At 66.1% G+C, this 20587-nt stretch carries 20 protein-coding genes; 13 read left to right on the top strand and 7 right to left on the bottom strand.

The annotated features are described in order from the left end of the window. The first annotated feature begins 237 nt into the window (after positions 1-237). The 7 genes from rfaD (at position 238) to RRU_RS16885 (ending at position 7189) form a co-directional block, all read left to right on the top strand. Positions 238-1221: an ADP-glyceromanno-heptose 6-epimerase gene (gene rfaD / locus RRU_RS16915; protein WP_011391026.1), complete on the top strand. Its 984-nt coding sequence runs from the start codon at positions 238-240 to the stop codon at positions 1219-1221. Positions 1222-1450: 229 nt separating this feature from the next. Next, positions 1451-2641 (top strand): aspartate aminotransferase family protein, encoded by a 1191-nt coding sequence (locus RRU_RS16910; RefSeq protein ID WP_011391025.1) that lies wholly within the window; start codon positions 1451-1453, stop codon positions 2639-2641. A 2-nt stretch (positions 2642-2643) separates the two neighbouring features. Then, a complete protein-coding gene (gene argF / locus RRU_RS16905) occupies positions 2644-3570 on the top strand; it encodes an ornithine carbamoyltransferase (protein ID WP_011391024.1) in 927 nt (308 codons plus the stop codon). A 66-nt stretch (positions 3571-3636) separates the two neighbouring features. Beyond that, positions 3637-4572, top strand: a complete 936-nt coding sequence (locus tag RRU_RS16900; RefSeq protein WP_011391023.1) for an Hsp33 family molecular chaperone HslO — start codon at positions 3637-3639, stop codon at positions 4570-4572. A gap of 57 nt (positions 4573-4629) precedes the next feature. Further along, positions 4630-5262: a hypothetical protein gene (locus RRU_RS16895; RefSeq protein ID WP_011391022.1), complete on the top strand. Its 633-nt coding sequence runs from the start codon at positions 4630-4632 to the stop codon at positions 5260-5262. Positions 5263-5385: 123 nt separating this feature from the next. Continuing rightward, the gene (locus RRU_RS16890; protein ID WP_237703790.1) at positions 5386-5949 is read left to right on the top strand and encodes a CGNR zinc finger domain-containing protein; all 564 of its coding nucleotides are present in this window, start codon (positions 5386-5388) and stop codon (positions 5947-5949) included. Between the two features lie 295 nt (positions 5950-6244). Next, positions 6245-7189 carry a DMT family transporter gene (locus RRU_RS16885; RefSeq protein WP_011391020.1) on the top strand — a complete coding sequence of 315 codons (945 nt, stop codon included), beginning with the start codon at positions 6245-6247 and terminating at the stop codon, positions 7187-7189. Positions 7190-7261: 72 nt separating this feature from the next. On the opposite strand, the gene RRU_RS16880 is transcribed toward RRU_RS16885, so the two are convergent. Then, complete coding sequence (locus RRU_RS16880; protein ID WP_011391019.1) at positions 7262-7900, bottom strand: glutathione S-transferase; 639 nt, start codon at positions 7898-7900, stop codon at positions 7262-7264. 2 nt (positions 7901-7902) lie between these two features. Beyond that, the gene (gene gloB, locus RRU_RS16875) at positions 7903-8673 is read right to left on the bottom strand and encodes a hydroxyacylglutathione hydrolase (protein ID WP_011391018.1); all 771 of its coding nucleotides are present in this window, start codon (positions 8671-8673) and stop codon (positions 7903-7905) included. Positions 8674-8820: 147 nt separating this feature from the next. Here gloB and RRU_RS16870 point away from each other — a divergent pair, with 147 nt between their 5' ends. Continuing rightward, entirely contained in the window at positions 8821-9615 is a 795-nt protein-coding gene (locus tag RRU_RS16870) for a class I SAM-dependent methyltransferase (RefSeq protein ID WP_011391017.1), read from the top strand. On the opposite strand, the gene RRU_RS16865 is transcribed toward RRU_RS16870, so the two are convergent. The 3 genes from RRU_RS16865 to metX are packed head-to-tail and all read right to left on the bottom strand — an operon-like array spanning position 9593 to position 12023. Next, complete coding sequence (locus RRU_RS16865; protein WP_011391016.1) at positions 9593-10219, bottom strand: hypothetical protein; 627 nt, start codon at positions 10217-10219, stop codon at positions 9593-9595. The genes RRU_RS16870 and RRU_RS16865 overlap by 23 nt on opposite strands. Continuing rightward, the gene (metW, locus tag RRU_RS16860) at positions 10216-10851 is read right to left on the bottom strand and encodes a methionine biosynthesis protein MetW (protein ID WP_011391015.1); all 636 of its coding nucleotides are present in this window, start codon (positions 10849-10851) and stop codon (positions 10216-10218) included. Before metW ends, RRU_RS16865 begins: the two co-directional genes overlap by 4 nt. Beyond that, positions 10848-12023, bottom strand: coding sequence for a homoserine O-acetyltransferase MetX (gene metX / locus RRU_RS16855; protein WP_011391014.1), 1176 nt, complete (start codon positions 12021-12023; stop codon positions 10848-10850). Before metX ends, metW begins: the two co-directional genes overlap by 4 nt. Positions 12024-12211: 188 nt before the next feature. Here metX and RRU_RS16850 point away from each other — a divergent pair, with 188 nt between their 5' ends. From RRU_RS16850 to RRU_RS16830, 5 genes are all read left to right on the top strand, one after another. Continuing rightward, entirely contained in the window at positions 12212-13072 is an 861-nt protein-coding gene (locus tag RRU_RS16850; protein WP_011391013.1) for a chorismate mutase, read from the top strand. A gap of 167 nt (positions 13073-13239) precedes the next feature. After that, a complete protein-coding gene (hisC, locus tag RRU_RS16845) occupies positions 13240-14346 on the top strand; it encodes a histidinol-phosphate transaminase (protein ID WP_011391012.1) in 1107 nt (368 codons plus the stop codon). Next, entirely contained in the window at positions 14343-15239 is an 897-nt protein-coding gene (locus RRU_RS16840; RefSeq protein WP_011391011.1) for a prephenate/arogenate dehydrogenase family protein, read from the top strand. Before hisC ends, RRU_RS16840 begins: the two co-directional genes overlap by 4 nt. Before the next feature lie 143 nt (positions 15240-15382). Continuing rightward, positions 15383-18439, top strand: a complete 3057-nt coding sequence (locus tag RRU_RS16835) for a CHAT domain-containing protein (RefSeq protein ID WP_237703789.1) — start codon at positions 15383-15385, stop codon at positions 18437-18439. Continuing rightward, positions 18436-18834, top strand: coding sequence for a hypothetical protein (locus RRU_RS16830; protein ID WP_011391009.1), 399 nt, complete (start codon positions 18436-18438; stop codon positions 18832-18834). The genes RRU_RS16835 and RRU_RS16830 overlap by 4 nt, the downstream gene beginning before the upstream one ends. 12 nt (positions 18835-18846) lie before the next feature. On the opposite strand, the gene RRU_RS16825 is transcribed toward RRU_RS16830, so the two are convergent. Continuing rightward, complete coding sequence (locus tag RRU_RS16825; RefSeq protein ID WP_014626548.1) at positions 18847-18999, bottom strand: hypothetical protein; 153 nt, start codon at positions 18997-18999, stop codon at positions 18847-18849. A gap of 259 nt (positions 19000-19258) precedes the next feature. After that, on the bottom strand, positions 19259-20542 hold the full coding sequence (locus tag RRU_RS16820) for a DUF2125 domain-containing protein (protein WP_011391008.1): 1284 nt from the start codon (positions 20540-20542) through the stop codon (positions 19259-19261). Positions 20543-20587: the final 45 nt, after the last annotated feature.

The raw sequence follows: 20587 nt of genomic DNA, 5'->3' as shown, positions 1-20587 counted from the left end.
AGCCCCGGCGGCGACAAACCGGTTGAGGTGTCGCGGCGCGCGGGGCCTTTCCTCCATTATGGAGAGGCACCCGCTGCGATGCAACCCGGCCCTTGCGTCGATCGGCCCGAGATCGTCGCGGCGAAGAGCCTGCCGCCGGCCGTTCGCCGGGGTGGCGGCGGGCCGATGGCGGGGCTATAAGGCGTCGATCCCTGGTTTTTTTCCGATCCATCGCGTCGAACGGAAGGCTTTCCCCCCATGATTATCGTTACCGGTGGCGCCGGGTTCATCGGCTCCAATATTCTGGCCGGGCTGGAAGAGCGCGGCCATGGCGACCTCGTTCTGGTCGACCGCCTGCGCGATGGCGTCAAATGGCGCAATGTGGCCAAGCGCGATCTGGCCGATATCGTCGCTCCCGAAGCCTTGCCCGCCTTTCTCGACGGCCATCGCGGCGAGGTTTCGGCGATCCTTCACATGGGGGCGATCTCGGCGACGACCGAGCGCGACGCCGATCGCATCATTGAAAACAACTTCCGTCTGTCGCGCGATCTGTGGCTGTGGTGCGCGGCCAATGGCGCGCGCTTCGTCTATGCCAGCAGCGCCGCCACCTATGGCGATGGCGCCCTCGGGTTCGATGACGATTTTTCCCCGGCCGCCCTGGCCCGCCTGCGTCCGCTCAACGCCTATGGCTGGTCCAAGCATCTGTTCGACCGCAAGGTGCGTCATTGGGTCGACTCCGGGCCGGTGCCGCCGCAATGGGCCGGGCTGAAGTTCTTCAACGTCTATGGGCCCAACGAAACCCATAAGGGGCCGCAAAGCAGCGTCGTCAGCCAGATCCATCCGGTGGCCCGGCGCGGCGAGTCCTTCGCCCTGTTCAAATCCCATGACCCGCGCTACGCCGATGGTGGCCAGTTGCGCGATTTCGTCTGGATCGGCGATGTCGTCGATATCGTCCTCTGGCTGCTTGAAACGCCCAAGGTCAGCGGCCTGTTCAACGTGGGCACCGGCCGCGCCCGCAGCTTCGCCGATCTGGCCGCCGCCGTTTATCGCGCCCTGGGCGCCGAGCCGGCGCTGACCTATCGCGACATGCCCGAGGCGCTGCGCGACAAATACCAGTATTTCACCCAGGCCGAGATGGGCCGGCTGCGCGCGGCGGGCTATCCCGGGCAGGCCACGCCTTTGGAAGAGGGGGTGCGGCGCTATGTTCAGGACTATCTGGAACAAGCCGATCCCTTCCGCTGAGCCGGGGCCGGCGCGCGGAAAGGCCACGAGCGGTTTTCCGCGCGAGCGCTGCCCTATCTTATTGAATTCAGGGCAAAGTCTTTGTGCCAAAGGGGGGGCTTTCCCACAGTTAGCTCTGGACAAGCCGGTGGAATGGCGCAATAACACTCGCTTTCCTGCGACGGGCGGCATTCGGTGCCGCCCTCGTTTTTTCAACTCCAAGCATAGCGAAGTAAGGCGCTGATCAACCATGTCGACCGTTCCGGCCGTGATGCCAACCTATTCCCGCGTGGACCTTTCGTTCGACCGCGGCGAGGGTGCGTGGCTCCTCGCCAACGACGGGCGACGATTTCTTGATTTCGCCTCGGGGATCGCGGTCACCGGCCTTGGCCATGCCCATCCCCATCTGGTCGAGGCCCTGACCTCCCAGGCGGCCAAGCTGTGGCATTGCTCGAACCTGTTTCGCATCCCCGGTCAGGAACGTCTGGCCCAGCGGCTGGTCGACGGCTCCTTCGCCGATTCGGTGTTCTTCACCAATTCCGGCGCCGAAGCCATCGAAGCCGCGCTCAAGCTGGCGCGGCGCCATCAGCATGTGGTGCGGGGCGAGACGGCGCGCTATCGCACGATCGTGACCCGCAACGCCTTTCACGGGCGGACGCTGGCGACGGTGACCGCCGGCGGTCAGGCCAAGCACGTCAAGGGCTTCGAGCCGCTGGTCGAGGGCTTTGACCGCGTGGACTTCGGTGATCTCGACGCCGCCCGCGCCGCCGTCACCGAAGAGACCGCCGCCATCCTGGTCGAGCCGATCCAGGGCGAGGGCGGCATTTTCCCCGCCCCCGAAGGCTATCTGTCGGGCCTGCGCCGGCTGGCCGACGAGCATGGGTTGCTGCTGATCCTTGACGAGGTGCAGACCGGCGTCGGCCGTACCGGCAAGCTGTTCGCCCATGAATGGGACGGCATCATTCCCGACGTGGTGGCGATCGCCAAGGGCATCGGCGCCGGCTTCCCGATGGGAGCCTGTCTGGCGCGCGAGCCTTACGCCTCGGCCCTAGTGGCGGGCAGCCATGGCTCGACCTTCGGCGGCAATCCGCTGGCGATGGCGGTCGGCAACGCCGTTCTCGATATCATTCTGGCCGAGGGCTTCCTCGATGGGGTGTCGGCGCGCGGCGCCGATCTGATCGCCCGTCTTGATGGTCTGGTCCATCGCCATCCGACCATTCTGGCCGGCGTGCGCGGACGGGGGTTGATGATCGGGCTGGTCTGCGCCGCGCCCAACGGCGTGGTGCTGAACGCCCTGCGCGAGCAGGGGCTGCTGGCCGTTCCGGCGGAGGCCGGGGTGGTGCGGTTGTTGCCGCCGATGATCATCGGCGAGGCCGAGGTCACCGCCGCCGAAGAGATGATCGACCGCGCCTGCGTCCATCTGGAACGGGAGGCGGCGTGATCATGACCGTGATGAAAACCCCCCGGCATTTCCTGGAGTTGTCGGATTTCGACGCGCCGGCCCTGCGCGCCATGCTCGATCGCGGGCTGGCCTTCAAGGCCGAGCGGCGGGCGGGTGTGGTCTCGGCGCCCTTGGCCGGCAAGACCCTGGCGCTGATCTTCGAAAAGCCCTCGACCCGCACCCGGGTGTCCTTCGAGGTCGGCATGCGCCAGCTTGGCGGATCGTCGATCACGCTGAGCCCGACGGAAACCCAATTGGGGCGCGGCGAAACCATCGCCGATACCGCCCGCGTGCTGTCGCGCTATGTCGATGGCATCATGCTGCGCACCAACGATCCGGCCAAGTTGCGCGATCTGAGCCAGAACGCCAGCGTGCCGGTGATCAACGGCCTGACCGATGCCGCCCATCCCTGTCAGATCATGGCCGATCTGATGACCTTCGAAGAGCATCGCGGGTCGATCACGGGCAAGGTGGTGACTTGGGTCGGCGATGGCAACAACGTGGCCTGTTCGTGGATCAAGGCCAGCGCCCTGTTCGGCTTCACCATGCGTCTGGCCTGCCCGGCCGAGCTTGAACCGCCGCAAGGCGTGCTCGATTGGGCGCGGGCCAATGGCGGCGCGGTCGAGGTACTGCGCGATCCGCAAGAGGCGGTGGCCGGAGCCGATTGCGTGGTGACCGATACCTGGGTTTCGATGGGCTGCGACGGCGCCGCCGCCCGCCATGCCCTGTTGCGTCCCTATCAGGTGACGGCGCCGCTGATGGCTGCCGCCGCCGCCGACGCCTTGTTCATGCATTGCCTGCCCGCCCATCGCGGCGAGGAGGTGACCGAAGACGTCATCGACGGCCCGCAGTCGGTGGTCTGGGATGAAGCGGAGAACCGTCTGCACGCGCAGAAGGGGATCCTTGCTTGGTGTATGGCCGGCTCGTAACGCCGGCGTCCGGGGAGGGAGGCCGTCACCACGGCCGTCCCTTCGCCGCAGAAGGGGGATAACGGCGTGAGCGGACCTTCCGACAACCTGATTTTACCCTTTCATCTGGCCTCGGGCGTGTTCCGCGGGCGGCTGGTTCGCGCCGGCCGGGCGGTGGCGGACACGCTGCGGCCCCATGACTATCCCCCCGCCGTCGCCGCGCTGCTGGCCGAGACCCTGGTCTTGGCCATGGGGCTGGCCTCGGGGTTGAAATACGACGGCGTCTTCACCGTTCAGGTGCGCGGCGAGGGGGCGGTGCGGGCCCTGGTCGCCGATGTGACCAGCGGCGGCATGGTGCGCGGCGTCGCCCGCTTCGATGCCGAGCGCCTGCCGAGCGGGCCGATCACCGCGCCGGTTCTGGAACTTCTCGGCGCCGGACATCTGACCTTCACCGTCGATCAGGGTGCCAATACCGAACGCTATCAAGGGATCGTCAGCCTGGAGGGCGACTTCCTGGCCGATTGCGTCGCCAGCTATTTCGATCAGTCCGAACAGTTGCCGACCGCGCTCAAGGTGGCGGTCGCCCCGCCCGATCCGGCCTTGGGGCCCGATGCCCCCTGGGCGGCCACCGGCCTGATGCTTCAGCGCATGCCCCCCGAGGGCGGGCAGGCGCGCGGCGAGGCCTGGGATGACGCTTGGCAGACGGCGACCATCCTGATGGAAAGCCTGACGCCTACGGAATTGCTCGATCCGGCGCTGTCGCCCGAAACCCTGTTGCACCGGCCCTTCCATGGCGAAGGGCTTGAAGTGGCGCCCTATCGTCCGGTGTTTTTCGGCTGTCGCTGTTCCCGGCGCAAGGTCGCCCGCACCCTTGCCACATTTCCGCGCGAAGAACTTGTTTCCTTAGCGCATAACGGGACTATTGACGTCACCTGCGAATTTTGCAAAGCAACATACGCGCTATCCGTTCAGGAGCTCGACGCCCTGGCCGCCGAGGCGGGCGAGTCCGAGAACGGGGTCTGACGGGACCGGCGTAGGCCCCCGGGCGGGGGCGGATTTCATCTCGCAACGGGGAGTAGGATGTACAAGCCCGGTTATTCAGTTTCGCGACGCGGCTTTCTGGCTTTGAGCCTGGGGGGACTCGCGGTGCTTCCCGCCGCCTGTTCCCATCCCGAGCCGCCGCCGCGCTTCGCCGATCTGCGTTTCACCCATCTGCCGCCGATGGTGCTGCGGGCTGGCCGACTCGATGTGCAGGAGTCCTATCAGTCGCCGCTGCGTCCGCCCAATGTCGAGCAGGAAATGCCCCTGCCGCCGGCCCGCGCCGCCCGCCAATGGGCCTTCGACCGGCTGCAGACCTCGGGCGAATCCAGTCTGACGGTCTTGATGACCATCCTCGACGCTTCGGTCACGGCGAAATATCTGGGCGTGCAAAAAGGGCTCAAGGGGGCCTTCAAGACCGACCAGTCCGAGCGCTATGACGCCAATCTGGAAGCGACGGTCGAACTGATCGACCCCAGCACCGGCATCACCCTGGCCCAGGCCTCGGCCAAGGTCTGGCGTCATGTGACGGTGCCCGAAAACGCCAGCGTCAACGATCGCGATTCGGCGTGGTTCTCGCTGATCGAGCAGCTGATGGGCGATTTCAACAATCAGATGGAAAGCTCGATTCGCTCCTACATGGTCAATTACCTGTCGCCGCGCACCTTCGGCTAAGCTGGTATCCCTTCCATGGGCGACAAAGGGGGGCTTTCGCTCCCCTTTTTCATGGGGCCAGCGCGCGATCAGGGCTTGGGCGCGATAGTTGAAAAACCTTATAAACCGGTTTATTCAGACTCCATGAAACCTTCCGAGGAATTTCGTTTCAATTCCGGCCGGCTGTCGCTCGATCTCGCCGCCACGGTTCGCCGGCGCGGCTCCCTGCCCAACGATGTCCTCGCCGCTCCAGGGGCGCCAGCGCGGTGGCTGCGCGAGGCGATCGGGGTGGAGGATCTTCCCGCGTTGTCCCCGGCGCAGGAGGCGGCGCTGCGGGCCTTGCGCGAAACCATCTGGACCCTCGCCACGGCCGCCAGCGCGGACGCGGTCTTGCCGGCGGCGGCCGTCGATGATCTGAACGCCACGGCGGCCTTTCCTTTGGCCACGCCGCAGCTCGACGCCGCTTCGGTCACGGTCCGCCTGCTCGCGGCGGATCCGTTCCTGGCCGCGCTTGCCGCCATCGCCGGCGATGCCATCGACCTGTTGGGCGGGGCGCTGCGCAGCCGCATCAAGGCCTGCGCCCAGCCCGATTGCCAGATGCTGTTTCTCGATCTATCGCGCAGCCGGCGCCGGCGGTGGTGCTCGATGGACCGCTGCGGCAGCCGGGCCAAGGGCGACGCCTTCCGGCAACGCCACCGGGACCCCTGAGGCCGCGGGCGACGCTCCAGCGGCTTTCCAACACTCCTGAAAGAAAAACCTGATCGGGCGGGCGGGGGATAACTCCGCGCGCCGGGATCCTTTTGACCGTTCGACAGCTTGCCGATGGCGGGGTCGATGGCCAAAGGCGCCCGTCTGCCCGCGCTCCGCCTGCGGGTCGCGGCGGTTCCCCGGCTTCTTTACAAAACCATATTAACCGGTTTATATGGTTTTTAGAGCGAGCCCCTGCGCGCCGTTCCCGTTAGCGAATTCCGCCGTCGTTCTTCTTGTGGACCGGAGCCAAGCGATGGACCTCGGGTATCTGAAATCGAAGGAGAGCGGCTTTATCGCCGGGATGATCCTGTGCACCGCCTTCATGGGGTCATCGTTTCCCAGCGGGAAATACCTGATCAGCGAGGAGGCGATGCCCGCCTTCTATGCCGGCGGATGGCGGTTCTTGCTGGCGGGGGGGCTTATTCTGGCGTTTTGCGCGGCGAAAGACGGCCTGGGCGCCATCCTTCCCGCCTCGGGTGGGTCCGTCATCAAGGGCGCGTTGTTCGTTCTCGTCGTCGGCTGCCTGCAGACCGCCGGAACGATGGGCTTTCTCAATCTGGCCCTGACGACGCTGAGCGCCTCGATGGCTTCGCTTCTTCTTTTCACCAACCCCCTCTGGGTGGCGATCCTCGCCCATTTCGCCCTGGGCGAAACCTTGTCCTGGCATAAGGTCGTCGCCTTGGTCTGCGGTATCCTCGGCGTTTCGCTCTGCCTGGGCGGCGGGGCGGATCATGGTTTGGGCGGCATCGTCATCGCCTTGGCCGGCTCGCTCTGCTGGGCCCTCTGCACCCTGATCTCGAAGAAACACAAATTCGATAAATCGGTTTTCGTTTTCACCGGATGGCAATTGACCCTGGGCGCGCTGGTGATGCTGGCGATCTCGAAGCTGAGCGGCGAGGCGTATGACATCGATCGGATCACCGGCTGGGGGATCGCCTGCTTCATCTGGCTGGTCGGTCCCGCCTCGATCGGGTCGTTCGGGCTGTGGTTCACCGCGCTCTCCCGACGGGGGGCCACCGTGACCAGTTCCTACCTGTTCCTGGTTCCGCTGTTTTCCGCGGTGTTTTCGATGATGGTTCTGGGGGAGGCCGTGAGCCCCCACAGTCTGATCGGCGGGGCGATCATCATCGTCGCCCTCTGGCTGATCAATCTTCCCCAAACGGTCTCCGCCGTCTGGCGGGAGCGTCTGGGATTATAGGGGCGTCCTCCCCTGCCAACCGGGGGCGGGAGGGGCGAACCCGTCGGCGGGCGCCCCCCCCTTCCTATCGCCTCAGGCCTTGGGCTGGGGTGCCGGCGGGCGGGTGGCTTCCATCGACGGGCGGCGGGAAAAATCCTCGAACCAGCCGGCCAGGGCGGGATGGCGGTCGCGCCAGAAGATGTCGGGGAAGCGGAAATCGAGATAGCCGAGTGCCGCGCCCAGCGAAACGGCGCCGATCGTCACCGGAGCGCCGGTCAAGGGGCCGGCTTCGCTTTCCAAGACATCAAGGGTGGAGCGGATCGCCAGCTTCTGGCGGTCGATCCATTTATCGTCGCGGGTCCCTTCGGCGCGGCGGCCCTCGATGACTAGATTAACGGCGGCGGTGATCAGGCCATCGGCCAGCCCCAACTGGCGCAGGGCGGCGAAGCGCGCCCCGTCCTCGGTCGGGAACAGCTTTTCCCCGTCGTGGAGGTCATCGAGATAGGCGCAGATCAGGCTGCTTTCGCCCAGGGACGAGCCATCGGGGCGGATCAGGGTGGGAACCTTGCACAAGGGGTTGTCGTCGCGCAGATCGGTGGCGGCGTCCCAGGGGTCGGTCGCAACCAGATCGATGCGATCGCGCAGGCCGGTTTCGATGGCGAAGGCGAGAACCTTGCGCACGAAGGGCGAGGTCGGCGAATGGCGCAGGCGGAAGCGGGGGGCGTCGGTCATGGTCAGAAATGATCCTTCTTGAGACGGGTACGGGCGAAAACCTCGACCGGATCGGCGCCGGTCATGCCAAAGGCCTCTTGGAAATCGGCCGAATCGGCGCGCAGGAACGGATTGGAGCGCGCCTCGTCGCCGAGGAAGGCCGGCACGGTCGGCCGGCCGGCGGCGCGCAGGGCGTCGACCTCCAGCGCCCGGGCGCGCAGGGCCTCGTTGCGCGGGTCGATGGTCAGGGCGAAGGTGATGTTGGGCTGGGTATATTCATGGCCGCAGAAAACCAGGGTCTGGGCCGGCAGGGCGCGCAGCTTGCGCAGCGAGTCCCACATCTGACCGGCCGACCCCTCGAACAACCGGCCACAGCCGGCCGAAAACAGCGTGTCGCCGCAAAACAGCGCCGACGATTCGGCAAACCAATAGGCGATATGGCCCAGGGTGTGGCCGGGAGTCTCGATGACCCGCGCTTCGGCCTGACCGATCGCCACGCGGTCGCCTTCCACCACGGTGCGGTCGATCCCGGGCAGGCGATGGGCGTCGCCGGCGAAGCCGATGATCTCGCAGCCGGTGGCGGCCTTGATTTCCTCGTTGCCGCCGGTGTGGTCATAGTGGTGGTGGGTGTTGAGGATATGGGTGATCGTCCAGCCCAGGCTTTCGGCCGCCGCCAGGACCGGCTCGGCCAGCGACGGGTCGATGACCGCGCAGGCGCCGGTGGCCCGGCAGCGGACCAGATAGATGTAATTGTCCGAAAGGACCGCGATCTGATGGATGTCGAGAGTGCTCAAGGTCCTGTCCTGCTTTGGCCGGCCTCGCGGCGGTGATCTGAAGCGGGGGGATCGTTCCGCCGCCCGTTTCGCGCGATGCGCCCAACCCGGCTCACGCGCTTTCCATGTGGGGTTATTGATCCGCTCCGCAAGCGCGCGACCTCTGCTATGATCGGCCCCATGTGGAGCGATGTCATCGATCTTAGGGACTTTTACGCCACCAGCCAGGGGCAGCTTACCCGCCGGCTGATTGGCCGGTCCCTGCGCGCCCTGTGGCCCGAGGTGAGGGGATGCAGGGTCTTGGGCCTGGGCTATGCGGTGCCCTTCCTTCAACCCTTTGCCGATGAGGCCGAGCGGGTGGTGGCGATGATGCCCGCGCCGATGGGCGCGGTGCGCTGGCCCTCGGTCGGGCCGGTGCAAGGCGCCCTGGCCGACGAGTTGGAGCTGCCGTTGCCCGATCGCTCGATCGATCGGCTGCTGCTGATCCACGGCCTGGAATTCGCCGATCACGCCCATGGTCTGCTGCGCGAATGCTGGCGGGTGCTGGCCGATAACGGCCGGCTGATGGTGGTGGTGCCCAATCGCCGGGCCACCTGGGCGCGGATGGAACGCTCGCCCTTCGCCAATGGCCAGCCCTATTCCGAGGGCCAATTGACCCGCCTGCTGCGCGACCGGTTGTTCACGCCGATCGCCTCGTCCACCGCCTTGTTCATGCCGCCAAGCCGCTCGCGCATGGTGATGGGCTCGGCCAGCCTGCTCGAACAAATCGGCTGCCGATTGTTTCCGGCGTTCGGTGGGGTGGTGGTGGTCGATTGCGCCAAGCAGATCGCCGCTCCGGTGCTGCGTAGCGCCGTGGCGTCGCGGCGGGTCTATGTCGGGGTCGGGCTGTCCCAGCCCCTTCAAGGCAGTTCGCGCGCGGGCTTCAAGAACCCGGCCCCCTTCACGGGTGTGGACGGAAGCTGAGCGGGCCGTCGTCCGCCCCCACGATCTCGCCGATCAACCGGCCGGGGGAGGGGGGAAGGCGGGCGCCGTCCAGGCCATCGGTTAGGGTAAGCGCGCCGTCGGGTCCGATGACGCCGCCGGCCCGGGCATCCCCGGCCGGCGAGGTCAGCACGGCGCCGCTCGGCTTGCGCAGAACGCGCACCACGGCGGGCGTCAGCGGATCGACCAGCACTTCGCCGCCGGCTTCCACCAGCCGCAAATAGGGGCCGGCGTTCGCGGTCTCTTCGGCGTCGATCCAATAGACCCTCACGGGCGAGGCGGGCTCGGGGGCGTCAAACAGCATGGTTTCGATCACCGGCTGGCCGGCGCGTTCCAGCACCAGGGTGCGGCGATGACCCTCGATCAGCGGCCCCAGGGTGCTCCGCGTCAGCACGATGCGGCCCGAGCCATCGGGCAGGGCGAAGACCACCCGTTCCCGGCGCTCGAAGACCAGGGCCAGCGGATCATCGGAAAACCGCGTCAGCGCCAGGGTCGCCGCCGCCAGGCCCAGCGCCAGGCACAGGCCGGTCAGGATCAGGATGACGCGGGTCCGCCCCGGTTCCGGCCGGCGCGCGGGATCTTTCACCGGCGGCTTCCGCGCGCCAGCAGAAAGACCGCCTGGGCGCTCATGAAATTGGCGATCGGGCAATTGGCCGGGAAGCGCTCGGGCCGGCCGCGTTCGTCCAGCGCCAGGGCGCGCTCCACCGTCAGATCAAGCTCGCGGCAAAGCTTGAGGAAATCGCGGATGGTGCAGAAATGGATGTTGGGGGTTTCCCACCATTCATAGGGCAGGTATTCGCTGACCGGCATGCGGCCGCGCACCAGCAGATGCAGCCGGCCGCGCCAATGGGCGAAATTGGGGAACGACACGATCGCCCGATCGGCGATGCGCAGCATGTTGATCAGCACGTCGCGCGGCCGCTCGGTGGCCTGCAGGGTCTGGCTGAGGATGGCGTAATCAAAGGCGCCATCGGGGTAATCGGACAGATCGGTATCGGCGTCGCCCTGGATCACCGGCACGCCCTGGCTGACGGCGGCGCGCACCCCGGCCATCGACAGCTCGATCCCCCGGCCATCGACCTGCTTGAAGGTGCGCAGATAGGACAGCAGATCGCCCTCGCCGCAGCCGACATCGAGAACCCGGGCGCCCGGGGTCACCATGTCGGCGATCAGCTGCAGGTCATAGCGAATGGCGCCGGTGGGGCCGGTGGGCGTCATGGACGGATCCCCGAAAAAAGGCCGCGCGGCAGGCCGAACATGTCGGCCGCGCCATCAAGGAAGCCCTGAAGGGTGTCGTGGAACTCGGGCTCGTCGAGAAGGAAGGCGTCGTGGCCCTTGTCGGTGGTGACTTCGACAAAGCTGACATCGGCCGCTGCCGCGTTCATCGCCCGCACCACCGCCCGGCTTTCGGCGGTGGGGAACAGCCAGTCGCTGGTGAACGACACCACGCAAAAGCGCACCTTGGTGCCTTGGAAGGCGCGGGCCAGCACGCCGTCATGCTCGGCGGCCAGATCGAAATAATCCATCGCCCGGGTGATGTAGAGATAACTGTTGGCGTCGAAGCGTTTGACGAAATTCGCCCCCTGATGGCGCAGATAGCTTTCCACCTGGAAATCCGCATCGAAGCCATAGGTGATCGAGGCGCGGTCCTGGAGCTTGCGGCCGAATTTGCTTTGGAGCGCCGGTTCGGACAGATAGGTGATATGCGCCGTCATCCGCGCCACCGCCAGCCCCCGGCGGGGAACCGTGCCCTGGTTCAGGTAATCGCCGCCGTTCCAATCGGGATCGGCCATGATCGCTTGGCGGCCGACCTCGTGAAAGGCGATGTTCTGGGCCGAATGGCGCCAGGATCCGGCGATCGGCACCACGGCGCGCACCCGTTCGGGATAGCTGACCGCCCATTGCAGCACCTGCATCGCCCCCATCGATCCGCCGATGGCGCAAAACAGCCGCTCGATGCCCAGGTGGTCGAGCAACAGGGCCTGGGCGCGCACCATGTCGCCGATGGTGATGACGGGAAAGCCAAGCCCCCAGGGCTTGCCGGTCGCCGGGTTGATCTCCTTGGGGCCAGTGGTCCCCAGGCAGCCGCCCAGAACATTCGAGCAGATGATGAAATAGCGATCGGTATCGATGGTCTTGCCCGGACCGACCAGGGTCTCCCACCAGCCCGGCCGGCCGGTGACCGGATGGGGACCGATGACATGCTGGTCGCCGGTCAGCGCGTGGCATATCAAGATGGCGTTGGTCCGCTCGGCGTTGAGGCGACCGATGGTCTGATAGGCCACGGTGAGCGGCCCCAGCTCCAGGCCGCTGTCCAGGCGCATGGGCGCGTCGACGCACAGCGTGACGCTTTGATTGAGCGGTTGGGATGCCGCCGGCAGGACATTCATCGCGGCGCTGCTTCCTTCCGATCGGGCCGACCCGCCCGCCTTGGGCGGGACGGGGGGCGGGGGATGAATTGCTAGAAAGGGGTACCCCGTCTGTCAACGTTTTCTTTGACATCGCCCCGGCTTGGGCTAAACCTGACGACCCCCCCATTTTGCCCGGAAACGGGCCGTCCTGCCATGTCGGAGCCGTAATGCCTGAGGAAACGCCTTCGCTGGACGCCTTGCGCGCGGAAATCGATCGCATCGACGACGAGATCCACGACCTGATCGTTCACCGGGCCACTATTGCCGCGAAGGTCCGCGCCGCCAAGACCGGTGGCGGCGGCGGTGACATTTTCCTGCGACCGGGCCGCGAGACCATCGTCTTGCGCCGGCTGCTCGCCCGTCATGCCGGGGCCTTTCCCCGCCGGGTGCTGGTGCGGCTGTGGCGCGAGCTGTTCTCGGCCATCGTGTCGATGCAGGGGCGGTTTTCCCTGGCCGTCTGGATGCCCGAACGCGGCGCGGGCTATATCGAGCTGGCGCGCAATCAGTATGGCACCTTCACCCCGCTGTCGGCCCATCAATCCGTCGGTCAGGTGGTGCGCGAAGTGGCCGAGGGCCGGGCGACCGTCGGCGTCTTGCCGCTGCCCCGGGCCGAGGACGCCACCGCTTGGTGGCTGCATCTGACCTCGGACCTGCCCGGAACGCCGCGCGTCGTCGCCCGCCTGCCGGTGGTCGAGACCGGCGGCCTGGAGGCCCTGGCCATCGCCTGCCTTGATCCCGAGCCGAGCGGCGGCGCCGATCGCGCCTTGCTGTGCATCGAAAGCGGCCCCGACGCCAGCCGCGCCGCCGTGCTCGATGGTCTGCGCGAGGCTGGCTTCGATCCGGTCGGGCTGATGGATGTGCGGACCCTGGAGTCGGGCCCCCGGCTTAGTCTGGTCGAGGTGGCCGGTTTCGTCGCCCCGGGTGATGAGCGGCTGGCCCTGGCGACAAGCGGCCCGATCTCGCGGCTGGTCGTTATCGGCGTTCACGCCGAACCGTTTTCCGCCCGCGATCTTGACGGCGCCCCCTGATCGAGAGCGGCGAGCGGGAAAGGGGATACCGGTTTTCCGTGTCAGCGCCGCTCTCATTTATTGAATCGAGATCAAAGTTTCCGCGTTAAAGGGGTAGCATTTAACGCGGTTTGATCGAGGCGCGCCCACGATCCTTGTCGTTTTCCGTCCAGCGAAGGCATCGGACCATGACCAAAGCGATTATTCCTCAGCCCCGTCCCGGCATCATGGAGATCAGCCCCTATGTCGGGGGCGAGTCCAAGCTGGCCGGTGTCGATCGGATCATCAAGCTGTCGTCCAACGAGGGCGCCCTGGGGGCGAGCCCGCGGGTGCGCGACGCGCTGATCGCTTCGGCCGGCGAGGCCCATCGCTATCCCGACGGCAACGCCACCGCCCTGCGCGAGGCCCTGGGGCGCACCCATGGCCTTGATCCGGCGCGCATCGTCTGCGGCGCCGGGTCCGATGAACTGATCGGTCTTTTGTGCCGCGCCTATGCCGGCCCGGGCGATAGCATCGTGCAAAGCGCCTATGGCTTCCTGATGTATGGCATCTATGCGCGCGGCGTCGGGGCCGAGCCGATTCTCGCCCCGGAAAGCGATCTGACGGCCGATATCGACGCCATGCTGGCCGCCGTGCGCGACACCACCAAGCTGGTGTTCCTGGCCAATCCCAATAATCCGACCGGCACCTGCCTGCCGACCTCGGAAGTCGTGCGCCTGCGCGAGGGCCTGCGCGACGACATCATCCTGGTCGTCGACGCCGCCTATGCGGAATATGTCGAGCGCAACGATTACGACGCGGGCGCCCGGCTGGTCGACAGCCACCCCAATACGGTGATGCTGCGCACTTTCTCGAAGATCGGCTTGGGCGGTCTGCGGCTGGGCTGGAGCTATGGCCCGGCCCATATCATCGACGTTCTCAACCGCGTGCGCGGGCCGTTCAATATTTGCGGTCAGGCGCTGGTGGCCGGCGAAGCGGCGCTGGCGGACCCGGCCTTTACCGATCTGTCGCGGGCCCATAATTCCCTGTGGCGGGAGTGGACGCGCGCAAAACTGCAGGCGATGGGCATCCGGGTTGGCGAGTCCTCGGGCAATTTCGTTCTTGCCACCTTCGATGCCGAAGGCCCCTTCACCGCCCTGGCCGCCGACGCCGCCTTGCGCCAGCAGGGCATCATCTGCCGCCGGGTGGCGGGCTATGGCCTGCCCAACTGCCTGCGCATCACCATCGGCCGCGATGACGAGATGCAGGCGGTGGTCGAAGCCCTTGGCGCCTTCATGGCTGGCGAGGGGCGGTGACGACGGCGCCGTCCTCTGCGCTGTTTGACCGCGTCGCCCTGATCGGCGTTGGGCTGATCGGGTCGTCGCTGGCCCGCGCCATCAGGCGCCATGGGCTGGCCCGCACCATCGCCGTGGCCGATCAGGGCGAGGGCGTCGCCGCCCGCGCCCTGGCCCTGGGTCTGTGCGACGAGGCGGGCGAGGATGCGGTGGCCGCCGTGCGCGGTGCCGATCTGGTGATGCTGTGCACCCCGGTGGGGGCCGGCGAGGCGATCGCCCGGGCCATCGGCCCGGCGCTGGCCCCGGGCGCCATCGTGTCCGATGTCGGCTCGGTCAAGGCGCGGGTGATCGAAATGATCGCCCCCCATCTGCCCGCGGGCGTTCATCTGGTGCCCGGCCATCCGGTGGCCGGCACCGAAAAAAGCGGCCCCGAGTCGGGGTTCGCCGAATTGTTCGAAGGCCGCTGGTGCATCCTGACGCCTTTGCCGACCACGGACGCGCGGGCGGTCGACAAGGTTGCCGAGCTGTGGCGGCGGGTGGGCATGGTCATCGAGACGATGGATCCCGACACCCACGACAAGGTGCTGGCCATCACCTCGCATCTGCCCCATCTGATCGCCTATACCATCGTCGGCACCGCCGCCGATCTGGAAGACCACCTGTCGCAAAAAGTCATCGCCTTTTCCGCCGGCGGCTTCCGCGATTTCACCCGCATCGCCGGGTCCGATCCGGTGATGTGGCGCGATGTGTTCTTGAACAACCGCGAGGCGGTCTTGGAAATCCTCCAGCGCTTCACCGAGGATTTGACCGCCCTGCAGCGGGCGATCCGCTGGGGCGAGGGCGACACCCTGGAAGCCCTGTTCACCAAAACCCGCGCCATCCGCCAAGCGGTGATTGAAGCCAAACAGGCTTAGCGTTTCGGCGGAAGCGAGCCTGAAATCCCGTGGTATTTGCCCACTTTGCCGCATAAACTCTTGTTTTGGTTGTCTCAGGGGATGGTGGTCATCGTCCTCTGGCGTCGTATTCGCGCTACCTTGGGAGGCGGAGGACCATGGGGATGTTACGGATCCGACGAAGTGATGATTCCTTGCTGTGCCAGGACGGCCAAAAGGTTGTCCGAAAGCCCCTTGGGTCCCTAGGCATTGCCCGCCTGCAGGGCTGGACCACCGATTACGCGACGGCGGTTCGGAGCCGAAATGCCGATAGTCTGTTGGCGATTGGCCAGAACATCGCCGATTTTCTCAACGATGGAGATGGTTGGCTTAACGGCTGTTTGAAACGGCCTGGGCCGGTTTGCCTGGAGATTGAAGCCTCCGCCGATCCAGACGACGGCGCGTCGCTTCTGCTGGATGTTCCATGGGAGTTGTTGGCTCTCCAGGGGCGGTTTCTGGCGGCGGACCCGCATCAACTTTTTCTGGTCGCCCGCCGTTTGGGTGCGTCGGAAACGCCCGATGAGCCCGAGCATGGCGATCTTGCGGTTTTATTCATGGCCGCCGAAGTCGAGGGCCAGCATGTCCTTGATTATGAACGCGAGGAGGCCGCTTTTCTCGATGCCACGCAGGGCCTGAACGCCCATCTCGCGGTCGAGGAAAGCGGTAGCCTAGCGGGTCTTGGGTTGCGCCTGAAGCAAACCCGGCGCTGGGAGGCGCTGCATCTCACCTGCCATGGGGACCTGGGCGAGACCGGTCCGTTCCTGGCTCTGGAGACGGCGGAAGGAGGACTCGACCGCGTGGATGCCGGTCAGCTCTGCGCGCTGCTTGGCGACGAAACCCAGATGCCCCGGCTGGTTTTCCTATCGGCTTGCCGGACGGCGGAGCGAGCGGAGAGTGGTGCGGCGCGTTTTGCCCAGGCGCTGGTGCGTGCCGGAGTCGGCAATGCGGTAGGCTGGGACGGATCCGTCCAGGATGGCGACGCCATAGCCTTCGCCGAGGTCTTTTATGGTGAACTCGCCGGAGGGCGGTCAGTTATCCACGCCGCGGCGGTGGCGCGGCGGAAGGTGTTGGGTACCTATAAGGCCAATGGAAACGAGGGCGACGGTATCCATTGGCATCTGGCGCGGGTTTATCTGGGGCCACGCGGCGGTGGTGCGCTGTGTAACCCGAGCGGCAAGCCAACGCGCCCGTTTCACCGCAATCCCGCCGACAAGGCGTATCTTGATAAGACCAACAGGCGGGTGCCTGTAGCGACCGCCGACCAATTCGTCGGCCGTCGCCGCCCGCTCCAGGCGGCGCTGCGCGCCTGGAGCGCCGGCAGTGCCGGTGTGTTGATCCAGGGAATGGGCAATCTTGGCAAATCAAGCTTGGCCGAGCGCATCGCCAGCCGGTTAGACAGTCATGACGTGGTGGTGGTGGTCGAGCGCTACGATGCTCTGGCGGTGTTTAATGCCCTGGTCGCAGCGCTCCCCGAGACCGAGCAAGCCGCTATCGCCAAAGCCTATGAGGCGTCGATTGTTAGTGATCCCGCTTCATTGAAGCTGGTCGTCCAAAAGCTTCTGAAAGATCCCTTCAGTGGGCATGGCGGAACCCGGCCCATCCTGCTGATCATCGACGATCTTGAACAACGCTTGGATGCGCCAAAACCCGGCGAATCGGCTACACCGTTCAAAACCCCGGACGACAATGTTATCTTCGGCGCGCTGATCGCCGCCTTTTGCGAGTCCCAACGGCACAGCAAATCGCGGCTGCTGATCACCAGCCGCTATACCTTTGCACTCCGCGACGCCCAGGGCGACGACTTGGCGGCAAGGCTTACCGTGATTGCGCTGCCGCCAATGGACCCGGCGCAGCGAGCCAAGCAGATGCGAACGGCGGCGCGATTGAATGGCCGGCTGCGTCGCCCGGGCGCCGATCCCGATCTCGATCAACTGGAAGGGCGTATCCGCGCGGCGGCGGGCGGCAATCCCGGTTTGCAGGAAATTCTAACCCGTCCCCTTCTGGAAATGGGCGATCGCGCCGCCGCAACGCGGGCGGTGGAGGCGGTGGAAGGCTATCTCATCAGCGGGAAGGCGCCATCTGAAGATAGCGCGGCGCAAGAGTTCTTCCAGCGGGTGTCGCTGGAGGCCCTTCGAGCGATGCTGACGCTAACCGAGGTTGCCCAGCTTCGCGCCGCAACGCTGTTTCCGCTGGAGGTCCCGCTGACTGTCGTCGAGACGGCGGGCCGCGCCGCCGGGATTGACTGTCCAGATCAAGCGGTGGAGCGGCTTCAGGGCTTGGGGTTGCTTGATCGCTACCAAGGCCCCGGGGGCAGGCTGGAAGCAGCGGTCAATCCGCTGGCCCGGCCGCTGGTTGAGCCCCTATCGGCGACCGAGCAAACTTTCCTGGCCGCCGCCGTGGTCGAGAAATTGTATGCCGCTTGGACCAACGATGACGGACAACTGTCGGCAAACGCCCAGGCTGTTGTGCTCGCCGACCTCGCTTTGATAGCGGGCGGCCCACCAGAGATTTTGAAGAAAGCGATTTGGGCAGGTGTTTATTTCCTCAGATGGGCGGGATGGTTGGCGGAGGCTGAGGCGCTTTTGTACCATGCCGTACAGAGCTTTAACCACCTGGGCGACAAGCACGCGCGCGCGACGGCCTGGGGCCAGATCGCCGAGATTCTCGTCACGCGCGCCAAGATGGATACGGCTCTGCATATCTTCTGCGAGGAGGTTATGCCCGTTTTTGAGGGGGTGGGCTACGAGCGTGAGCGCGCGGTGACCCTTACCAAGATCGCTGATATTCTCGATAGCCAAGGGAAAACAGATAGGGCGTTGTGCATCTATCTGGAGCAATGCCTACCGGTAGTGCAACAGATGCGGGATCTGAGCACCCTTGCCCATATCCGCCTTGCCTGCGCCAAGATCCGTCTCAAAAAGAGTGGGCTGCAAAACAACGAGGCTGTTACCATCGTCAGCGAACTCTCCGAGAGTTTCGACCTTTTTTGCCAGATCGACCGCCTGGACTATATCGGCAAGGTTGGCTTGGAACTTGGTCAGGTTCTTGCGAAAACCGGGCAGATAGAAGAGGCGGTGCGCGTACTTGAACAAGCTGCCGAAGCCTTCACAAAGCTCTTGAACAGAGAGCTTGTAGAAAATATCCGAACTCTTCAGGCCTCTATCCGAAAGCCATCTGAATGACCCTCTTCCTCCACATCACCGGTCCCAACGCTCAGGCGCTTGCCGCTGAGGTCGAGGCGTTCTTTGCCGAAGTGATCGGTACCCCGGTGGAGCGGCGTTCGTTGCCAAAGGATGATGTCATTTACCGCAGCGATCCGCTTGCCGTCGCCGCGCTGGTGCTGGCAATTCCCGGCGCCCTGGTCGCGACCCTTGATCTCGCCCAGCGCGCCCGTTTGGGCGAGCGGATCGACCGCCTGCGTGATCGCTTGCGCGGCAAGGCGGACTCAGCCGATAGGGTAAGCTTGAGTGGTGGTGCGGGGCCCGATCTTGATCTGATCGCCGCCCCCCGCGATGCCGTGATTGATCGCCTTGAACAGACTTCGGGCGATCGCGTTCAGTCCCCCAGCGGGAAGTAGGGCGCCGCGTTCTCAGTCGCGTTCGGGGCGGGAGCTTGGGAGGAAGGAGAGCGGGTCGGGGACGGGGGCGCCTTTGAGGTGGTCTTCGATGCGGCGGGCCAGATCGTGGCCAAGAATCATGATGTCGTCGGAGTCGCAATCGAGATGGCGCAGAGAGTCCGCCATCTTGTAGAGATGAGACCGTTGATCGTTCCCTATCACCTTACCCTCACTCTGGTCCCTGCTTGGCATCGCTGGCTGAAAGGCGGGGGCGGTTCTGGCCCATGGTCTATGATTCTTCCGCCAGGATAGTGTTTCGACTAGGTTCTGTCCAGAGTGGCGAGCGGAAAACCGGGGGCCGGTTTTCCGCGTCACCGCCGCTCTAAGATCTTGATGCTCAAGCAGATCGTCGTCGCACTCCGCGTCAGAGTGCTGGGGATTTGGTCTAGCGGGGGACGATGCGTTGGGGGGGCGCCTCGGAGTCGACGGGACGCTGGGCTTTTCCCTGCTGGTCGATGGCGAAGCCCGGGGCGATGCGGTTGAGGGCGCGCGGGCCCTTGGGTCCCCAGGTCACGGTCGGCAGGTCAAGCAGGCGCGCCGGACCGCCATAGAGAACGCGGTCGCGGATGGTGACGGGCAGGGTGATCTGGCCGTCGCGGAACATGCCCGAAAGCACCATGCGGGCCATGTCCGAATCGACGGTGCGGGTCCATCCCTGGTCGGCGAAGCCGCGAATCAGCTCGAACAGCCCGCGCGCCTGAACCGAAAGCCCGCCCGAGGGCTGCAGGTCGCGGTCCATGCCCAGGCTGCCCGAGGCCCGCAAGCTGAGCGGCGGCCAGGTCACCGACAGGTCATCGATGCGCAGGGTGCCGTTGTCGTCCCGCCACCGGGTCAAGGCCGGCTCCAGCGGGCCACCGGGCAGGCGGCCGATCAGCCGCGCCTTCATCGACAGCGCGGTCAGCATTTCGGACAGCCCGATGCGGCCATCGGGCGGCGGGCGGAGGCCGCGCATTTCAAGGATGGCGCTTTGCGCCGCCGCCCCGCCGCCGGCCGCCGGATACAGCGCCCCGGCCAGGGTGTGCAGGGAAAGGCTGGCCAGGGTGGTCGGGGCGCTGGTTCCGCCACTGATCGATAGATCCTCCAGGGCGACCTTGGATTCGCTGATGGCGCCATCGGGGCCGATATCAAGCGCCGCCGTCATCGTTTTGCCCGAGATCGCCAGGGACGGCTTTTTTCCCTCGCCGTCGCCGGGCAGGGCGATCAGATGGGGGCCGGGGGCGTCCAGGGTGACATGGCGGGGGGCGAAGGGGGTGAGCGAGGCGGTGAGGCGCGGCGCCGACCAGCTCCATTCCCCCAGATCCTCGGGCGCGGTCAGCGAGGGCGCGGTGATGGTCAGGCGAACGGCCAAGGGGAAGCCGCCGGTTTCGATGCCGCGATGGCGCGGGGCGAAGCCCTCGGCCTCGCGATCGGCGATCCAGCGATCCAGGGCCTGTCCCGCCTGCCGCGCCGTGTACACCCAGAAGCCGGCGTAAAGGCCGCTCATCAGCGCCAGCAGCAGCGGCGCCCAGACATAGACGCGCAGGAACAGCGGGCGGGAGCGCGGGGGCGGCGCGGCGGGGATCGCCGCCTCGGGAGAATGGAAGCGCGGATCGCGACCCGAGAGGGGTACGGCGTCATCGCGTCGCTTGGGTCCACCCGTCGCCGGCTTTCGCTTTCCCTGATCGGCCACTCTGTGTTCTCCTTGCCCCATGCCCGGGAGCGGTGTTCGCCCACC

The organism is Rhodospirillum rubrum ATCC 11170 (assembly GCF_000013085.1).
In the GTDB taxonomy this organism is placed as follows: Bacteria; Pseudomonadota; Alphaproteobacteria; order Rhodospirillales; family Rhodospirillaceae; genus Rhodospirillum; species Rhodospirillum rubrum.
Note: the sequence above shows the minus strand (reverse complement) of the source record. Positions and strands in the feature narration are given on the sequence as shown.